Origin of the sequence: Staphylococcus sp. GDY8P120P (assembly GCF_017892065.1) — a bacterium.
Classification (GTDB): Bacteria; Bacillota; Bacilli; order Staphylococcales; family Staphylococcaceae; genus Staphylococcus; species Staphylococcus nepalensis.
This window is the reverse complement of sequence record NZ_JAESKI010000013.1, coordinates 91,224-110,401: the sequence shown is the minus strand read 5'-3', so window position 1 is coordinate 110,401 and position 19,178 is coordinate 91,224. Positions and strand designations below refer to the sequence as shown.

Annotated in this window: 22 protein-coding genes and 1 riboswitch; of the genes, 10 read left to right on the top strand and 12 right to left on the bottom strand. The window is 31.6% G+C overall.

The genetic code is table 11. From position 1 onward, the window contains the following. The first annotated feature begins 112 nt into the window (after positions 1-112). Positions 113-601: a GNAT family N-acetyltransferase gene (locus KA900_RS09645; RefSeq protein ID WP_119488029.1), complete on the top strand. Its 489-nt coding sequence runs from the start codon at positions 113-115 to the stop codon at positions 599-601. Between the two features lie 328 nt (positions 602-929). On the opposite strand, the gene KA900_RS09640 is transcribed toward KA900_RS09645, so the two are convergent. Next, positions 930-1,265 carry a hypothetical protein gene (locus KA900_RS09640; RefSeq protein WP_119488030.1) on the bottom strand — a complete coding sequence of 112 codons (336 nt, stop codon included), beginning with the start codon at positions 1,263-1,265 and terminating at the stop codon, positions 930-932. A 619-nt stretch (positions 1,266-1,884) separates the two neighbouring features. Between KA900_RS09640 and KA900_RS09635 the strand changes: the two genes are divergently transcribed. The 3 genes from KA900_RS09635 (at position 1,885) to KA900_RS09625 (ending at position 4,103) form a co-directional block, all read left to right on the top strand. Next, complete coding sequence (locus tag KA900_RS09635; RefSeq protein ID WP_207572967.1) at positions 1,885-3,198, top strand: LysM peptidoglycan-binding domain-containing protein; 1,314 nt, start codon at positions 1,885-1,887, stop codon at positions 3,196-3,198. A gap of 326 nt (positions 3,199-3,524) precedes the next feature. Next, positions 3,525-3,722 (top strand): hypothetical protein, encoded by a 198-nt coding sequence (locus KA900_RS09630; RefSeq protein ID WP_096811059.1) that lies wholly within the window; start codon positions 3,525-3,527, stop codon positions 3,720-3,722. A gap of 144 nt (positions 3,723-3,866) precedes the next feature. Then, complete coding sequence (locus KA900_RS09625) at positions 3,867-4,103, top strand: hypothetical protein (protein ID WP_119488031.1); 237 nt, start codon at positions 3,867-3,869, stop codon at positions 4,101-4,103. Between the two features lie 310 nt (positions 4,104-4,413). On the opposite strand, the gene KA900_RS09620 is transcribed toward KA900_RS09625, so the two are convergent. Next, positions 4,414-5,205: a poly-gamma-glutamate hydrolase family protein gene (locus tag KA900_RS09620; protein ID WP_119488032.1), complete on the bottom strand. Its 792-nt coding sequence runs from the start codon at positions 5,203-5,205 to the stop codon at positions 4,414-4,416. A gap of 768 nt (positions 5,206-5,973) precedes the next feature. Here KA900_RS09620 and hypR point away from each other — a divergent pair. Beyond that, complete coding sequence (gene hypR, locus KA900_RS09615; RefSeq protein WP_115342449.1) at positions 5,974-6,408, top strand: redox-sensitive transcriptional regulator HypR; 435 nt, start codon at positions 5,974-5,976, stop codon at positions 6,406-6,408. Then, entirely contained in the window at positions 6,395-7,717 is a 1,323-nt protein-coding gene (gene merA / locus KA900_RS09610) for a hypothiocyanous acid reductase MerA (RefSeq protein ID WP_115342448.1), read from the top strand. The genes hypR and merA overlap by 14 nt, the downstream gene beginning before the upstream one ends. Before the next feature lie 335 nt (positions 7,718-8,052). On the opposite strand, the gene KA900_RS09605 is transcribed toward merA, so the two are convergent. Both KA900_RS09605 and KA900_RS09600 read right to left on the bottom strand, forming a co-directional pair. Continuing rightward, positions 8,053-8,229: a hypothetical protein gene (locus KA900_RS09605; protein WP_170006901.1), complete on the bottom strand. Its 177-nt coding sequence runs from the start codon at positions 8,227-8,229 to the stop codon at positions 8,053-8,055. Positions 8,230-8,658: 429 nt separating this feature from the next. Then, complete coding sequence (locus KA900_RS09600; protein WP_096811054.1) at positions 8,659-8,883, bottom strand: hypothetical protein; 225 nt, start codon at positions 8,881-8,883, stop codon at positions 8,659-8,661. A gap of 293 nt (positions 8,884-9,176) precedes the next feature. Continuing rightward, positions 9,177-9,273, top strand: a riboswitch (guanidine-I (ykkC/yxkD leader). Between the two features lie 54 nt (positions 9,274-9,327). Here KA900_RS09600 and KA900_RS09595 point away from each other — a divergent pair. From KA900_RS09595 to KA900_RS09585, 3 genes are all read left to right on the top strand, one after another. After that, positions 9,328-9,654 (top strand): DMT family transporter, encoded by a 327-nt coding sequence (locus KA900_RS09595; RefSeq protein WP_096811053.1) that lies wholly within the window; start codon positions 9,328-9,330, stop codon positions 9,652-9,654. Further along, entirely contained in the window at positions 9,654-9,968 is a 315-nt protein-coding gene (locus KA900_RS09590; RefSeq protein WP_096811052.1) for a DMT family transporter, read from the top strand. The genes KA900_RS09595 and KA900_RS09590 overlap by 1 nt, the downstream gene beginning before the upstream one ends. 489 nt (positions 9,969-10,457) lie before the next feature. Further along, entirely contained in the window at positions 10,458-11,084 is a 627-nt protein-coding gene (locus tag KA900_RS09585) for a LysE family translocator (protein WP_096811051.1), read from the top strand. Positions 11,085-11,154: 70 nt separating this feature from the next. Here the strand turns inward: KA900_RS09585 and KA900_RS09580 are convergent, their stop codons facing one another. Beyond that, positions 11,155-11,520, bottom strand: a complete 366-nt coding sequence (locus KA900_RS09580; RefSeq protein WP_115342447.1) for a DUF4870 domain-containing protein — start codon at positions 11,518-11,520, stop codon at positions 11,155-11,157. Positions 11,521-11,625: 105 nt separating this feature from the next. On the opposite strand from KA900_RS09580, the gene KA900_RS09575 reads away from it, so the two are divergent. After that, positions 11,626-12,204 (top strand): histidine phosphatase family protein, encoded by a 579-nt coding sequence (locus KA900_RS09575; RefSeq protein ID WP_115342446.1) that lies wholly within the window; start codon positions 11,626-11,628, stop codon positions 12,202-12,204. A 291-nt stretch (positions 12,205-12,495) separates the two neighbouring features. Here the strand turns inward: KA900_RS09575 and KA900_RS09570 are convergent, their stop codons facing one another. The 7 genes from KA900_RS09570 to KA900_RS09540 all read right to left on the bottom strand — a co-directional run bounded on the left by KA900_RS09570 (position 12,496) and on the right by KA900_RS09540 (position 19,018). Then, positions 12,496-12,711 carry a hypothetical protein gene (locus tag KA900_RS09570; protein ID WP_096811048.1) on the bottom strand — a complete coding sequence of 72 codons (216 nt, stop codon included), beginning with the start codon at positions 12,709-12,711 and terminating at the stop codon, positions 12,496-12,498. 333 nt (positions 12,712-13,044) lie between these two features. Continuing rightward, positions 13,045-13,665, bottom strand: a complete 621-nt coding sequence (locus KA900_RS09565; RefSeq protein ID WP_096823959.1) for an NDxxF motif lipoprotein — start codon at positions 13,663-13,665, stop codon at positions 13,045-13,047. 283 nt (positions 13,666-13,948) lie between these two features. Further along, positions 13,949-15,472, bottom strand: coding sequence for an alkyl hydroperoxide reductase subunit F (gene ahpF, locus KA900_RS09560; protein WP_115342445.1), 1,524 nt, complete (start codon positions 15,470-15,472; stop codon positions 13,949-13,951). A 16-nt stretch (positions 15,473-15,488) separates the two neighbouring features. Beyond that, a complete protein-coding gene (ahpC, locus tag KA900_RS09555) occupies positions 15,489-16,058 on the bottom strand; it encodes an alkyl hydroperoxide reductase subunit C (RefSeq protein ID WP_096811045.1) in 570 nt (189 codons plus the stop codon). A gap of 364 nt (positions 16,059-16,422) precedes the next feature. Next, positions 16,423-17,133 (bottom strand): ABC transporter permease, encoded by a 711-nt coding sequence (locus KA900_RS09550; RefSeq protein WP_096811044.1) that lies wholly within the window; start codon positions 17,131-17,133, stop codon positions 16,423-16,425. A 1-nt stretch (position 17,134) separates the two neighbouring features. Further along, positions 17,135-17,983, bottom strand: a complete 849-nt coding sequence (locus KA900_RS09545; protein WP_096811043.1) for an ABC transporter ATP-binding protein — start codon at positions 17,981-17,983, stop codon at positions 17,135-17,137. 96 nt (positions 17,984-18,079) lie between these two features. Continuing rightward, a complete protein-coding gene (locus KA900_RS09540) occupies positions 18,080-19,018 on the bottom strand; it encodes a LytTR family transcriptional regulator DNA-binding domain-containing protein (protein ID WP_096811042.1) in 939 nt (312 codons plus the stop codon). Positions 19,019-19,178: the final 160 nt, after the last annotated feature.

The following is a 19,178-nucleotide window of genomic DNA, read 5'->3' as shown; positions in this document are numbered from 1 at the left end:
ACACTCATTTGCTAACTGATGACAGTTATGATGAGTGTTTTTTGTTATATTTTCTAACATTAATTTGCTGCTGGTTTACATTCAATATACAATAAGTGAGAGGTGATATTTTATGATACGACATGCACAACAAACAGACTTACAAGCTATTTTAGCTATTTATAATGATGCGATTTTAAACACTACTGCAGTTTATACATATGAACCAGTTACATTAGCAGAAAGAGAAGTGTGGTTTTATTCGAAATTAGAAAAAGCGGAACCTGTTTTTGTTTACGTTAAAAACGGTAAAGTGGTTGGATTTGCAACATACGGACCATTTAGGAATTGGGTAGCATATCAATATACAGTGGAGCATTCTATTTACGTTGCTCCCGAAACACGTCATGAGGGTATTGCTTCCCAATTATTAACTAAATTAATTGATGAAATCACAAAAAATAATTTTAAAACAATCGTAGCAGGTATTGATGCTTCTAATGTCGGGAGTATAAAACTTCATCAGAAATACGGTTTTGAAGCATGTGGGAATATAAAATGTGTTGGTTATAAATTTGAACAGTGGTTAGATTTAGCATTTTACCAATTAATACTAAAGTAAATCATAAAGCATATAAGTAGAGAAATATGAACATAATGAATGATAAAATTCAATAGTATGGTTGCGTCATTTTTTTTATACATAAATGGAAATGTATATGCGAATTGAAGCGGAATAGGCTTATCTTTATGATTAATAAGTAATTAACGAATTAAATCATCAACTGTGGCCCCATGTATTTTAGCAAGTTTGAATGCCAAAGATCACGAAGAGTTGTATTGATTGTTTTCAATAGCATTAATAATTTGTCTAGATACATTCACGACTTGGTTTCATGTGAATTGAGAAATGCATTGCTATGACGATAAACGTTAATTTTATTTTTGATTTAATGACCTTTTGACATATATTTACGTCTAATATAGAAATAGTTCATAATAGCTAATGAGAAAATAATGAATATCATAGTTATTTCTGGATAGTTTCCAAATAGACTATGATTAAAATCCCACACATTTAATAAGCGCATGATAAGAATAAATAACAAACTATATACACTCCATACGCAGGTTCTTGCTAAAACCGCTAAAAACATTTTTCTTTGCCTCTCGTCAAATTGATCGTTTGGGTGGTCAGTTAGCTCTGAAGGTAAAAATTTATGAGACAAGACGTTCCAACTAGCTGAAAACAATAGAACTACAATAAAAATAATTAAATATTTCATATATGACACCTCGAAATTAAAATAGGTTTAACGTATCATTAACATAAAAAAATTGCGTAATATGTCAAATCTTTTTAACATTATCTATAGTCAATTTGAAATGTAAAAATCTGGTTATTTTAGTTTATAAAATGGGTATGAATAAATAAGCAGTGTAACTTATTCGTAAGGATATATTAAGGTGAATATTACTGAATAAGCGCATTTTTAACGATTTGGGGTGTTCGTGGTGTCTGTACTGATTTTGTTATTTCATGTAATCTGTTTAATCATTGTGGTAAGCGCTGGTATTGTAGCAATAAAAGAGTTTAAAAAACCTATGAATAAGCGGAACCAAAGGAAAATTGACTCAATATTAGTATTAGTGCTCATAGTGGCTTTAGTCGCGATTTTATCAAGTGTTTTTACAGATATATAATCAAAGTCGTTACTCGAAATGAGTAGCGGCTTTTTTTGTAAATAATTAAAATATAATTTTTGTTATTATAATGAGCCAAATAAAATAACATTTTGTAAATGTTTCAAAATTAATATAGAATAAATTAAAGAGGTTTTGAAAATGAATTTTTTTGAAATCGACATGTAATATGATTCAAATTTTAACTAGGGAGATGTTGTTATGAAATTTAGGTTTGGTGTTTCACTATTATTGGTTTCTAGCTTGCTACTTTCGCAAACGGCGATGGCTGCCCAAGATAATAATGAACAAAACACAGATAAAAGCAATAAGCAAAATAGAGAGGACACCAGCAAAGCGATTGATTATGAAGAAGCTCAAAAAATGAGCCCACAACAATTGAAAAATGCACTGACACCAGAAGATTTAAAATTACATAATAAAGTTGCAGAACATAATAGTACAGAGATGAGAAGTTTTGCTGCAAATCGTGCTTATCAAGATATGAATACATATATAGCAAATAATAATATTAAGCCAGCGAAGATTGTTCAAGATACTAGAATAAATAATTTGCCACAGTATAGTTATAAGTCTGGCAAATACATTGGTGTAGTTATTCATGAAACGGCTAATCCAAATAGCACGATTGATGGTGAAGTGAATTATATGTACAACAATTACAATAGTGCATTTGTTCACGCATACGCGAGTAGTGATAAAATTATTCAAACTGCCCCAAGCCAATATTTAGCTTGGGGGGCTGGCGCAAACGCGAACCCTTATTTTTATCAAATCGAATTAACAAGGTCTAATACATTTGATGAATTCGCTAAATCTGTAAATAACCAGGCCTATTTAACAGCAAAAATGTTGAAAGCTAATGGTTTACAACCTTCTCTTGCAGATAACAACCAAGGTACAGGGACAATTATTAGTCATAATGCTGTAAGTCAGTATTGGGGTGGCACAAACCATACGGATCCTATTGGTTATTTTAGTCAATGGGGATATGACATGAACCAATTTTACAGTTTAGTACAAAAACATTATAAATCTCTTTCAGGTGACGATAGTGATGATGCTATTACTGGCAGCACATACAAAGTGACAAAAGGAGATACGCTTTACAGTATTTCAAGACGAAGTGGTGTTTCAATTGATAATATAAAAAAATGGAATAACTTAAGTAGTAACAATTTAACTGTGGGGCAAGTATTGAAGTTGAAAAATCCCGAAACACCGAGTGATTCGATTACTGGCGATACACACAAGGTAGTCGAGGGAGATACGCTTTATAATATTTCGAAAAGAAGTAAAGTGAGTGTAGATAATATAAAAAAATGGAATAACTTAAAATCAGATCATATTAGTAAAGGGCAAACTTTATACTTAGTTAAAACACACACTGTTAAAAAGGGAGATACGCTCTACAGCATTGCTAAAAAGCAAGGGACGAGTGTAGAAAAAATTAAAAAGGATAATAAATTAACGTCGAATAGTTTGAAAATAGGACAAATTTTAAAAATCAAATAAAAATTGCTACTGTCAATAAGGCCGAACATTTATAATGTCTCGGCCTTCAATATAATTTAGAATATGTGTATTTGAAATAGAAATAGTCCTTATATAAGCGTTTTACCTTCTATATTCAGTCTGTTCTAATCTTGTGTTAGTACTGTTTTTCTCTTTTTATTAAAGTTGTGGAATGTATCATGTCGTGTTAAATTAACTCTATGCATAGAAATTGAGAGACTAATATATACATTATTTCAAATATTAAAACGTAGGTGTCTAAGTTCAGAGAGTATGATTTAGAAAGATATCAAAATAATTAATATTGATATCGTAGGGGCATGTTTATGAAATATTTTAATCATTATTTTACGTTATTATATGCTTTTTTATTGATAGGGTCTATTTACCTTATTTTTGAATATACAAATTTAAAATCATTTGAAGGCAAGGGATTTTGGATTTATATTATATATATGATATTTGGTGTGTTGATTGGAATAATGAACCGTAGATATCGTATCAAAAAGGACATACATCAATAAAAAAATAAATGAACTTCATTTAGTGATAGCCAAAAATGAACAAGTATATGTATAAAGTTTATGATTCAATCACACATATAGAGCACTTTACTTAGTTATAAAATATAAATCAAAAGATAATTATAAAACTTGAGGTGAAATGCTATGTTAACAAAAGGAATTAAACATCGACGTGTTAAATTATTATTTGATTTTATTGGAATTCTGTCTGCAATTGGCGTGTTGATTATTGTATTTATAAATAGTTACGTGGGTAATCATTCTGGGAATTTTAAATTAGGCTTCGACGTGTATGGTACAGATATGATTATAATGAATATCTTCTTATTAATTACGGTGGTGTGTGCAGTGATGTCTATTATTTTAAAAAGCATAAAATGATATTGGTAGTGTAGTAATTGTTAAATGCTTTAGACAAATGGTACACCATTTGAAAGATGCGTTATAGTGGGTATTCGTTAAATAGTTTGTAGAATAAGAAGAGCCTGGGGGAGCAATATATGCCCCAGGCTCTCAATATGCTTGGCTGTAGTAAACTAGAATTAAAATATACTAATCGTGACGTTTTTATAAGGCAACTATTAAAAAGTCTTAGCCTGTATAATACAAAATAACCTCAGTTAACGAAAATAAAATAAAGATACCTTCGTTGAATTTATTTTAAAATGAGTTATTTAATAAATTAAATTTTTTATGTTTGAGAGTGAATGCCTTTAGTGACAGCTTCTGCAAAATCATAAATAGATTGACGATATTTAGAAGTGTTCTCTCTCGTTTTTCTGTCTAAGTTATCTTTTTTGAAAAACGATTTTCTGATAGAAGTAGATATCTCAAGTTGTACACCAGAACCACTGTCGTTTTTATTAATAAAGTTATTATTTGAACTCCCGTCAATACGGTTGGGACTTTCCTCTACATTAAATCCTTCTTTTTCTAATTCTTTCTTAATTGAATCGGCCATTTTTTTATCCCGGCCACCAATATAAACTGCATTCTCATCGCTTTGAAAGCCATGTATAGAAATAGATTCTTTAGATTTATTACTCATTTCTTTTAATTTAGAATCATCAAAACGAGTAGAAGTAATATGTAATTGTTTATTATTTGATTTTAATAATCCTTCAAAGCTGTATAAGTTGAAATCTCCTTTTTTAGAGATAATCTTAGCTAATTCAGAAGTACCAGGTTCAATGCCACCACCATGGATAGCAGTGATTAATATATCTTTATTATTAGTTTTCTTAATGTTTCTTTGCCAATCGCTATTTTTCTCAGTGTCTGATTTTAATTGAGAGAAATTTTGGTATTTATCCTGATTTTGAGATTGGTCTTGGTTATGGGATTGATCTTGATGCTGGGATTGATCATGGTTCTGAGGTTGGTCCTGATTCCATACGTATGTGAAATATAAACCGAGTAATACTATGCCGACAATAACGAGCATAATTAAATAATATAAATAAGTTTTTAAGATGTTTTTCATAATTAGCTCCTAAATCTATATATTTAGTGATTGTTAAATTATAACAAAATTATTAATAATATATAAGTTATAAGTAATTTGCAATTGTATTACTGATTCCGTAATACCTAGTTACATTTTAGGGTATGACATAATACATAGCCAATAATGAAACAGTTGAAAATGAACATATGGTTGGTAGATAAAAGATTTATTTTAGGAGAAAGGTTGTGAATTTATTGGATATAGTAACGAAAATGTAAAACAATGTGCCTAGTGATAAAGTGTTTGAAGCTTTTGTAAATCCAGATTGTGTTGGAGGATTCTGGTTTTCCTCTGGCTCTGAGCGTTGATGTTAAGGAAAAACAACAACTTACGATATGAGGCGTATAATGCTGAAATTAATATATTTATAAAAAATATTGTTGAAAATGAAGAAATTAACTTTAAATGAGGAGCATCGCATTCAGTCACAATTCATTTTAAATGTAATAGTCATTACACGATAGTGACTACAAGAGAAAGTGGGTTTAATGGAAATGATGTGAAGCGCTTACTGGGACAAAAAGAAGGTGGATTTATATGTCAGTTGTTTAAAGATATATATGGTATACGATAATAAAATAAGAGGTGCATGATTATAAGTTCCATGAAGAGGAAAGATGTTAAATCATTTTGAACGCTTTTCGTTATAATATAGCAAAGGATTAAACAAATGATTTGTGTGAAATAAAATTGTATGTTTAAATGTAACTATAAAAGTTTCAATTAAAATCAAAAGGTGAGACTATGAATTTAGAATTTAATATAGCAGTACACTTATTATCATTTTTGGTAAAGCATTTTGATGAACGTTTTAATAGCACTGAATTAGCTGAACGTATTTGTGTAAACCCAGTGCAATTACGTAGGGTGACGCGTAAATTAAATCAATACCAATATCTAGAAACATCAAGAGGTAAGTTTGGTGGGTATCGAGCCAACATTACAACGGCTCGGGTGAATTTAGCTGAATTATTTATACTTTTTAATGAAGATAAATCGGAAGGACGTATATATACTGGAGATGAAAGCAATAATTGTGAAATATCTAGAGAGATTGGTAATACAATGTCTAAGTTCCACAAAAAGGAACAGCAGATATTAATCGATTATTATAAAGGTATTACAATACGTGATGTTTTAAATGAAACGCTTAAGGAGGATACTAATGAAACAATTTGATTTACTTATTATAGGATTCGGTAAAGGCGGCAAAACATTAGCCAAATTTGCAGCTGGACAAGGGAAAAGTGTCGCTGTAGTTGAAAAATCTAAGAAAATGTATGGTGGTACATGCATTAATATAGGATGTATTCCTTCTAAAACGCTTGTACACGAAGGATTAGAGCATGGTTCATTTGATGAAGCTTTTTCTAGAAAAAGCGACGTAGTTAATGCTTTAAATAGCAAAAATTATCATAATTTAGCAGATGATAACAATATAAGTGTCCTAGATTATAAGGCAGTATTTACGTCTAATAAAGAAATTGATTTATTAGATGAAGACGATCAAATACAAGAAACAATCACAGCAACTGACATTGTTATAAACACAGGTGCGAATCCCGTTATTCCATCCATTGATGGTGTAGAGACGTCACAACATTTATACGATTCTACAGGTATTATGGCGTTGACAACTCAACCTAAACAGTTAGTTATCGTTGGTGGAGGATATATTGCATTAGAATTTGCTTCTATGTTTGCGAATTTTGGTACACAAGTCACAATTTTAGAAAAACATGATGATATTATGCCTAAAGAAGATAAAGAGATTGTTTCTGAAGTTAAGAAGGATTTAGAAAATAAAGGCGTAAACCTCGTATTGAACGCAGATACAGAACGTTTTGAAGATACAACTTCTGGCACGATTGTGCACACTACGAAAGGTAACTATGAAGCAGATGCCGTATTATTAGCAACTGGCCGTAAACCTAATGTAGATTTTGGACTAGAAAATACGGACATCAAAATTGGTGAACGTGGTGAAATAAAAGTAGACAAACATTTACAAACTGATGTACCACATATATACGCATTAGGTGATGTGAAAGGCGGTATGCAATTCACTTATATTTCATTAGATGACTTTAGAATCGTCAAAGACCAGTTATTTGGGAAAGGCGAACGTACAACTGAAAATCGTGGCGTTGTACCTTATACAGTATTTATTGATCCTCCATTATCACGCGTTGGTTTGACAGCAGGAGAAGCCAAAACGCAAGGTTATCAAATTTTAGAAAATGCAGTTCCAGTTAATACAATCCCACGTCACAAAGTAAACAATGACACAAGAGGTTTGTTTAAATCAGTAGTTAACAAAGAAACAAATGAAATACTAGGTGCGACATTATATGGTTTACAATCAGAAGAAATCATTAATTTAATAAAATTAGCAATCGATCAACGCTTACCTTTTGAAGTATTGAAAGAGAATATTTATACCCATCCTACAATGGCAGAATCTTTTAATGATTTATTTAATATGTAGGTAGCAAACAGTAATAAGTATACATTTGCTAAGATTTGTATATAAGGACTACTAAGGTTTAGAGCATCGTATAAAGCAAGTTCATGCATAATAGAATACGACAGAAAACGTATGTTTCTAAAATGGTTTCTGTCCTATCTCGGTAAAGGTGACTAGAAAAAAAGCATGCAAGAGCTAAAATGCTTGCCATAAGTGCCTTCAACTTAATAAATTAAGAAGTGGTACTTTAAAAATTTAATATCAGTGTATTTTCATTCCAGTTATCTACTGCCAATATGATATTTAAGGCTGAGACATTGTACTAAATTTGTCTCAGCCTTCTTATATGAAACGTATTATATTATTGACTTAATAATCTGACCAATCAATCCAAAAATACCAATAACTAAACAAACAACGCCGAAGCTAACTAAACTTTGTTTTTTGCCCACGTTTTCTTTTTTTGGTATACGATTATTTAGGATGAGCAACACAATACCAACAATAATGAGTAATATTGAGATAATCCACATTTTGCGTCCCTCCTTATGTAATTTGATTATGACACATGCTCTTATTATATATTTACCCTTTTACTTTCTAGGATTAACGCATTCGTCTTGTTATTTATAATGATATTATGCATATTAAATTTAAAATACGGTTTATATATATTATAAATGATTATGTAAAGAAAGGGTATAGTTAGATATAAAACAAAAAAGCCAATAAATGTCGTGTTTTTAATGCGGTGATTTATGGGGCTATTGCAAATAAAGCCTATCCAAATTATGAAATAGAATATTAATATATCCAGGGACGTTCTCCTGCGTGTATTTAATTTTAAACATGATATCGAAAATTAAAAACAGATATGTTATTGGTGCTAATCAAAAATTAAAAGATGAGTATACTGATTCGTATGCATCAGTTATACTCACCTTTTTGGTCGAGGATTTAGATTATAAAATATTGTGGCTCACATCCTCGTGTGAATAGTTTTTTAATAATGAACAGCCTAGTGGATGTTGACCGTTATCTACATAGTGATTGATTTCCTCAAGTACATCTAAAATCTCGTATTCAGGTGTATTGATATCAAAAGTATATTTGAATATTTGTTTCTTGTCGGATAATACAGTAGCAATAAGTTCATCATTTTGCATTTTGTAATTTAATAATTTCATCATAATCCCTCGCTTTTATAAAAATTTATAGTTTAATTAATCAAAGTACTTAATTGAGAATGAGTTTCATCAATCACGCTATTAAATTATAATTATTATAATTTAATGCTTAGTATACATTAAAATTCATAAAATGTAGAGAGTTTTGACTCGAAAAATTATAAAAAAAGTGCAAAATTAAGCGTTAATCTTATGTTAAGCGTTTTCCTTATGATAATTATTATAATTTATGATAAAATTCATTTCTTAAGCTTGAATATAAAAGTGTAATTTGATATGATTTAAATAATTGAATAAACGCTTTCTAGGGTTCCACAACATTTTTGTTGGTTCGGTCCGAGAGAAAGCCACATATATGATGTGACACGGAAGGATAAAAGCCTGGGAGATAGTATGAACAACTATCTCCCGGGCTTTTTTAACTTTTTTAGGAGGTATCTTATTATGAATTGGTTAAAAATTATTATTGCAGCTGTCTTTGAAGTAGGATGGGTGATTGGTTTAACGCATGCTTCATCAGTATTTGAATGGATTTTAACTATCATTGCTATATTTTTAAGCTTTTACTTGCTTATTGAAGCATCTAAAGTATTGCCAGTAGGAACATCTTATGCAGTGTTTGTTGGACTTGGTACGACCGGTGTGACATTATTTGATTTTCTATTTTTTGGACAACCATTTAATTTAGGGAAAATTATTTTAATAATAACATTATTATTAGGTGTAATTAGCTTGAAATTAGTGACAACAAGTGATGGGGGGCGTTCGTAATGGCTTGGATTTTATTAATTTTTGCAGGTGTTTTTGAAATGTTAGGTATCACGTTTTTGAATGCTTATGTGCATAGTCGTAAATGGCGTTCGCTTGGATGGATGATAGCTTTCTTTGCAGTGAGTTTCTTAGCGTTATCCATAGCAATGAACCAATTGCCTATGAGTACGGCTTATGCTGTATGGACTGGTATTGGTGCAGTCGGAGGGGCTGTTTTAGGTATGCTATTTTATAAAGAGTCAACTGATATAAAAAGAATTATCTGTATTATTGTCATATTAGGCAGTACGATTGGTTTGAAATTAATAAGTTAATGTTTATTGTATCAATCAATATTAAGAAGATGTGTAATCCTCTTATTGGCTAATGTTAGTCTTTAATGTGTTTGATTTGCTTTGGAGGTTTAGAATAGAACTTACAGCTTACGCAATATGCGATAGTTTTTTCTAGACAAAATATAAAAAGATCGAAAAATAAAGATTAGCTTATTCTCGATTCATTGAGTTATTGCTAATAAAATAGAAGAGAGCAGGGTGAAAACTTTTGAGTAAAATCGTTTCTGTCCTGCTCTCTATTAAGTGTAATATGTTTATGAATATAAAAGACAAGTAGCCGATTCTCGACTACACAGGTAATATAGCATAATCGTTTAATTTGAATCAATTCAGACGGTGTATTTTTATAGTAAAATGTTTAAGGCCTAGCTTGTAATATACTTTCTTTGAATTATTAAAAAATAATGGACTAGCGTGTTGCGATGGTCAGTGCATCTTGATAACATAAACAAAGTGGAGGTGCATAGAATGGAAGGATTAGCCGCATTTATTACAATTACTTTAATGATTATTATCGTCCCTGGTCCAGATTTTTTTGTAGTAATGAAAAATTCGATTACTTCAGGTAAAGGTAATGGCGCAATGGCAGCGTTAGGTATCACAACCGGTCACGTTGTTTATTCTTTATTAGCGGTTTTTGGTATTATTTTTATATTAGCAAATATGTATTATGTATTCTTAGTAATTAAAATACTTGGCGCTGGTTATCTTATATATCTAGGGATAAAAAGTATTATAAGTGCACGTCAAGGTATGAATTTTTCTGTAACGCAAATCGAAGCGCAACAGTTTAGTTATTTAAGCTCTTATAGACAAGGCTTTTTGAGTACCATATTAAATCCGAAAGCACTACTCTATTACATAAGTATTTTACCGCAATTTTTAAGTACGGGTGAAGGCGTTACAACACAAATAGCCATACTGTCAGCGATTGTAACTACAGTTATTTTATTATGGTTTATTTTTTGTGTTTATATTTTTCAATATATCAAGCTACTTTTTGCTAATAGAAAAGTCAAAGCCATTTTTGATTACGCAGTAGGAACAGTTTTAATAGGTCTGTCACTTAACTTACTATTTAGTAAAAGTAGTTAATAAAAGCGAATATAAAAAGGGAGGATGGTTTCACGTTTATTAAGAACCATCCTCCTTTTTAAATATTATTTTACGGGTTAAAATAAGCATTTTCAGAAATTAGTACTTTAACACCGCGATAAACGTTTTTAATTGTATACCAAATGGTCAATATGATTAAAATGATAGAGAAAATAATAGCGATAACAGTAATCGTGTTTTGTTGCTGATTGAGGAGTGTGCTTCCTAAACCTAACGTAATTGCAATGAAGACTGGACCGATATATGTGATAATATGATAAAATAACGATTTAGCTGCATGCGCAGACGCTGGCTTATCAGCAAAAATCCAAATAATGATTGGTAAAATAATAGGTGCAAAAAATATACTAAAATAACTGATAGAAGATAGAACGCGACCGCCTTGTGTATCCGAATGTAATGATTGTTCATTCATTTTTATCACCTCATGTTAATCATAACAACAATAAAAAATGAATTATAGTCTATATGCTCCATCTAACAAAAGTGTTAGATGAGATAAAAAGGAGGATAAATCAATATGAAAATATACTTAATTCGACATGGTGAATCTAAATCTAATTATGATAAAAAAGAAGGGAATCATTATTTTTGTGGCCAATTAGACGTGCCTTTAACGGAAAAAGGAGCGCGCGGCGCACAACGATTACAATATCATTTTAATAAAATGAAGATTGACCATATCTATTTATCAGATTTAACGAGAACTAGGCAAACATATAATGCAATTTTTGATAAATTTATCCCTGCAACTGTGACCCCTTTATTAAGAGAACGTTCTTTAGGTATTTTTGAAGGTAAAAAAGTGAGTGAAGTTGAACAAGATCCTCAATATGCAGCATATTTTGGTAATGGCGCATATCATGCATTTAGACACAGCTTTACTCAAAAAGCGCCAGAAGGTGAAAGTTATGAAGATGTATTGAAACGTGTAGAAGCTTTCTTTAAAAATGAAGTAGACCCATCTTTAGAATCTATTGTAATTATTGCGCATCAAGTCGTAATCAGATGTTGCTTAGTATATTTAGGGTATGAAAATAAAGATACTGTAATAGACAAAAAAATAGAAAATTGTGTACCGTATGAAGTTGAAAAATAGCATAAGAATCTAAAGATAAATACTCACGGCCAAAATAAAAATAAAATGCACCTTCGTTAAATAAGGTGCACTGTTATATTTAAGTATTTTAATTTTGAACGTACATACTTGCCAATGCGTATGATTTGGTGCTGTAGTTTCTGATACAGACTTCTGTGGGTCTCAGTATGCTATCAATAGATGGCCAGGAATGAAAACACGCTTCAAGCTTTATATTTACATTAACTAGCCATCCTTGGCAGGGCGCAACTGAGCAATCATTTTAGAGAAATGTGAACTCTGCCCTGTCAGTTAATATCTTTTTGCTGCTGTTAAGCTATCATGAAATCCTTGAAAAATTGTGTGTATATTGTCTAAAAAACTACCGACAATAACTGCTAGTATGACGTAAGTTATACTTAGAGCAATTGATTTATATGAGATAACGCCATATGTTTCTTTCTTCTCAAAGAGATTAAAAGCTATGAAGACAGCAGCCATTGCACCTAGTAAAATAGTTATCACCATGGGTGCTACCTCCTTAAAATGGTTTCTCGACTGTGCTCCTACGTTTACTGTATTTGATCTTATACTAAAGGATAACAAACACAACTCTGAGAAAAAAAGACATATCATATTAAAAAACCTTACAATCATGTAAGGTTTTTTACAAATATAAGTCAATGTTTTTCGAAAAATAATGTGTAAGCGTTTAAAAAGCTTTATGAGACTGGAAATTAAAGATGTCATCGTTTTGTAATGCTATTGATTTAATCTCTTATTAAGTAAAGTAAATATGACATTTATTTAAAATAATGTTCACAATTATGATTATTATTTTCATAAAAATAAATAATGTGGTTATTTATCTACTGCGTCACTTTTTATGCCTTTTTCTTTAAGGAATTTTTTAATTTTTTCTTGTTGTTTACCATTTACATCTCCAGCGTATTCTGTCGATACATCTACAACGTTCAATTTGTTCTGGGGTTGGTAATTCACTTCTTCAATTTGTTTATCAGCATCTTTAATTGTGCTATTTAAAGCTGTGAAGTAAGTGATAATACGGTCAACATGGGTTTTATAACCTTTTGGTAAATGATTTTCTTTGACGAATTTCTCGAAGCGTACATCATTTTTGATAGCGTTGTGAGACAAATCTGATAATCTTTTTGCTTGAGCATCTGTAATTTTAGTATCAGTACCCGTTTGTTTATCTAGTTTATACTGTATTAAATATTTGTTGTCTATAATATCTGAGTTAACATCTAAATACTTTTTAATTGCTTTATTCATTTCCTCTTCACTAATGGCTTCATCTGTTTTATTCGAACTAAAAATGTCATTTTCTGTTAATTTTTTGACATCGGTAGGTGCGTGTCTGTCACTGTGTTGTTGGTCATCATTCGAATCTTCGTTAGAACATGCGGCGAGTATAGCAGTTAGCATGAGTACTAACGATAAAAATATACTTTTTTTCATAGAACGTACTACTCCTTTAATCATAGTCCTGTTTATATCATAATCTATTTGCTCTTGAAATTATAACTTAAGGGTATCATCTCAAGCTACTGATTTATATAGACGAATGATACATAAACGCACAATCTTTTGAACGAAATATAAAAGTGCAATCTGACTTAAACGATTTGTTATGGATGTTAAAACATCAAAACGGTACGATTTATTAACTGAAAACATAAAAAAGGAGAACCGATTTGGTCCTCCTAGAAAGTTATCTATTGATTTTAATAGGGCATGTAATTTAGTGACGAATAATATAATCAAATGCATTGAGTGCGGCATTTGCGCCAGCGCCCATTGAAATTATAATTTGTTTGTTACGATCGTCTGTTACGTCACCTGCTGCGAATATGCCAGGAATACTTGTGGCGTTGGTACGATCAATTATAATTTCATTCGCTTGATTTAATTCGACATAATTATCAAGCCATTCTGTATTTGGTAGTAACCCGATTTGAACGAATATACCTTCCAATTCAACAGTATGGTCTTCGCCCGTTTCTTTGTCTTGGTATTTAAGACCAGTAACTGAATTTTCACCAAGCACTTCAGTAGTTTGAGCATTTTTAATAATTGTAACGTTTGGTAAAGAGCTCAAACGTTCTTGTAGTACGTCATCTGCTTTAAGGCTAGCGTTACGTTCAAATAGTGTTACGTGCTCTACAATACCTGCTAAGTCTATTGCAGCTTCAACACCAGAGTTTCCGCCTCCTACGACAGCGACGTTTTTATTTTCGAATAAAGGACCGTCACAGTGCGGACAGAATGCAACGCCTTTATTGATAAGCGCTTCTTCACCAGGTACTTCTAGTTTCCGCCAACGTGCACCTGTAGCAATGATAACAGTTTTACTTTGTAATTTAGCGTCATTATCTAAAGTAACAACTATACCGTTATCTATTTTTTCAATGTCGCTCGCTCTGACACCTGTCATCATATCAACATTATACTGTTTTACATGATCTTCAAGTGCAGATGAAAACTTAGGTCCGTCTGTTTCTTTAACAGTGACAAAGTTTTCAATTGTTGCAGTATCATTCACTTGCCCGCCGATGCGATCGGCAACAATACCAGTGCGTAATCCTTTACGAGCTGTGTAAATCGCAGCACTCCCACTTGCAGGGCCACCACCAACGATTAACACGTCATAAGGCGCTTTATCATTAAACTCTGATGGGTCTACTTTACTGCCTAATTCAGTTAATATATCTTGAACAGTCATACGGCCATTACCAAATTCTTCACCATTTAAATAGATAGCGGGCACTGCCATGATATCTTCAGATTCATCTCTAAAGATTGCACCATCAACCATAGTGTGAGTGATATTAGGATTTAATAAGCTCATTAAATTTAAAGCCTGAACAACATCAGGGCATTTTTGACATGTTAAACTGATATACGTTTCAAAATTAAGCGGGCGGTCTAAAGCTTTAATTTGATCTATGACAGATTGTTCTTCTTTAGGCGCACGACCACTTACTTGTAATAAAGCTAATACAAGAGAATTAAACTCATGACCCATAGGTAAACCAGCAAATGTTACACCTGTGTCTTCATCAGGTCTATTAACAGTAAAGCTTGGCGTACGTTTTAGGTCTTTTGCTTCAATTGTTATGTTTGAAGACGCTGCAGCTACTTCGTCTAGCAATTCTTTTAATTCTTTAGATTTATCATCTGAACCAAGACTTGCACTTAGTACAACGTCACCTTCCATCAATTGAAGTAATTGTTGCAATTGTGATTTTAGCTGATCATTAAGCATTCAAATCAATGCCTCCTTAGATTTTACCTACTAAGTCAAGACCAGGTTGTAATGTTTCTGAACCTTCTTCCCATTTTGCTGGGCATACTTCACCTGGGTGTTGACGTACATATTGTGCTGCTTTAATTTTGTGTACTAATGTACTTGCATCACGGCCAATGCCGTCTGCATTAATTTCAGCTGCTTGAACAACACCATCAGGGTCTACGATGAATGTACCACGTTGAGCTAAGCCAAGTTCTTCATCTAATACTTCAAAGTTACGAGTGATTGTTTGTGAAGGGTCACCAATCATTGTATATTGAATTTTATTAATCGCTTCAGAATGATCGTGCCAAGCTTTGTGTACAAAGTGAGTATCAGTTGATACTGAATATACATTGACACCTAGTTCTTGTAACTTGTCATATTGTCCTTGTAAATCTTCTAATTCAGTCGGGCATACGAATGAGAAGTCTGCTGGGTAGAAGCAAACGACATTCCAAGCACCTTTTAAGTTTTCATCTGAAACTTCGAAAAACTCATCTTTCTTTGGATCATAAGCGTTAGCTGTGAATGGTAAAATTTCTTTGTTGATTAAAGACATGTAAAACATCCTCCTATTTAATAACTTATTGTTAATGTAAAATATTATTGATTAGATTATTATTATTTCTTAATTATAATAATTCTAATCTTTCATTTTCTATTATTGCATGTAGTACGTATTTCGTCAACAATAGAGGGCTTGAATCATAATAGATTTAAAGCGTGCGCGCTATTTGCGTTGACAGACAATTTGAGCCATGCTTACACATACAAAAATGAAAGCATATACATTGTTTATATAGTCTTTCATAAAATATAAATAACCTTTCAATTCTCAACTAAACATATGAAATTGAGAAGAAAGGCTATAGAATATTGATATAATGCGTTTGAAGTAAATTATAACGAATTTGTGAACATTCTTAACGCTTTCGGAACTTGTAATCATAAACGAATGTTAAAGTAATGATACTTACAATTAACCAAATCATTAAATAAATTAAATTTAACGTTGCGTGATTTGTTTCTAACTCTAAAACGAGTCCGAAAGGTAACCAGTTTAATACTTTTTCAAAGAAACCTAAATCTAAGACATCCTTCATCATTTCAAATAAAGGTATCATACCAAATATAAAGAAGGGTAGCATTGTATACGTTGTAGCTGCTCCGGTACTGTTAGATAAAAGGCCTAATGTTAAACCTAATATAAGATAGAAAAACAACATGATCACAAGTCCGATATAAGTTTGAAAACCAAAATGAATAGAACTACCAAGAATTAGGAGACTTAAGATAGTTGTAATGATAGTAAGTATTGTCATTATAATGGCTTTTGATAATAATATCTCAACTTTTGATGCGGGCGTTTCAATTAATCCTTTTAAAGTGCCTTTTTCATTTTCTTCAGCAAACATCGTAATGATTGTCGCAGTTGCCACCATCACAAACGCCATATTAACCACAATAAATTGCATTAGGATTGTGGCTGAAGTAGCGTTGCCTATTTCAGACATTATAAAACTGTAGAAAAAGCTAACAAACAATATAATGATTGGCATAAATATAATAGATGGGTTACGTATGGCTTCTTTTAGATCTTTTTCTAATAGGGCAGATAAACGTGTGGTATTCATATTAAACGAGCTCCTTTCCTGTGATTTTTAAGAATACATCACCTAATGTAGGTAAATCAGAGGAAATATATTTTAAATCATTAGCTTCTAACATATCTGAAATATATTGGGCTGATTCACTAGTCATGGGTAAAGTCTTGGACCGATTGTTTTTGTGCATCACTTTAATCGTATGGTTCGAATGATTAAATCTAAAGTTATCAGGTGTATCGATTTCTTTTAGTATGCCAGATTCAATAAATGCGACGCGATGGCATAGATCGTTAGCTTCTTGCATATTATGCGTCGTTAAAAATATCGTTGTACCTCGTTCGTTGAGCGCTTTAAGCCCTTTGTGTATGTGTTGAATTGTTAAGGGATCTAATGAAGCAGTAGGTTCATCCAAAAACAGTAATTCTGGTTCGTGTATCAATGCTTTTGCTAATAAAACGCGCTGCTTCATACCGGCTGATAAATGTTTAACCAATGTTTTTTTATCTTGAGTTAAACCAATAAAATTTAAAGTGTCATCTATTTTTTGTAACGGCACATCATTTAATTTCGCAAATAATTTCAAATTATCTGCAATGCTTTGTCTTTCGTAAGCAGTACTGTGGTCAGATAGTATACCTATTTGATCTATAAATCCATTAGAACCAATGTTTTCATTACGATAACCTAACACCGTTAGACTACCCTTAGACTGACAGTAGGAACCAGTTAGCATTTTAATTGTCGTCGTTTTTCCAGAGCCGCTTGGGCCAAGAAAACCGAAAATTTCTCCTTTTTTTACGGTGAAACTCATGTTTTGAACAGCATCTTTATTTTTAAAAGACTTCGTTACATTTTCCATTTCAATTACATTATCCATGAAAAAACCTCCTTTTGAAATCAACAACAGTTTATCGTTTACAGGAGCGCTGTACAGTCAAAAGAAGGTGAATTGTATCTATATAACAGTGAAATGTTACTCATAAATATTGAAAAATTGTTCAATATCCTTAGCTTTCTGTCTTGATAAAGGTATTAATGTATCTTTGGAAGTATTAATTCGAATAGAGTAACTATTTTTAGACCATGAAATAATTTCGGTAATTTTTTGTAAATTAATAATATACGAACGGTGGCATCGATAGAAACCATAAGGAGTGATAAGCGTTTCTATATTTTGTAATGTCGTGTCATGAATATATTGTTCATCGCCCACATGAATGACTACTTTGCCATCTTGGCTTTCTAAATAATCAATATCTATAGGGTCAAGGAACATTGTTTTTTCATTTGTCTTTACTGTTAGTCTTCTGATCGGCTGACGACTTAAGTGTGTTTGATTTTCGGCAATAGATGATGCATACTTTTCAGAATTGTCGTTGGAAAGCGCTATGGGTTTGAATGAATTTTTGTTAAAACGATAGCAATATTCACTAATTAGAAGCGCTTCTTCAGTGTGATTTGTTAATGAAATAATGGTATTAGATGTACTTAACTCATTAAGTAAATTAATAATCGTATATTTTGTTTCAATTGTGACGTTTTGTAGGGGTTCTTTTATAATAAATTTTGATTCTGGCACTATCACAAGCTTAGCGATATGTAATAGCTTAAGTTCAGAATTAGAAAGTTTTTTAATTCGTTTTTGACTAAATATTGCGAGATTGCATTTGTGTATGATGGTTTCGCTAGCGAGACTGGAGCTATACCATTTGCACCAAAATTTAATGATTTCTTTGACTTTCATACGTTCTGGGAGTGGCTCGTCAAGCGTGTAAGTCTTAAAATGCGCGTAATTATGATTTAAGTTGATAATAGAATATTGAAGTTCGTTTTCTGTCACTATCGTAGCTAGGTGATGTTTGAGTTCAACTTCTTTATCAGCATATATAAACAATTTTACGTTATCAACCATAACTGACACCTCATTTAGTATATTTGTAACATAGTATAACAATCTTATACCGCTGTGTGTGTTCATTTCTAAAAGAAAATAAGAGAGAAATAACAAAAATGCGCTTTGTTACTTCTCTCTTATATTGAGGTAGTTTAATCTATAGCGCACGGAGGTGTTT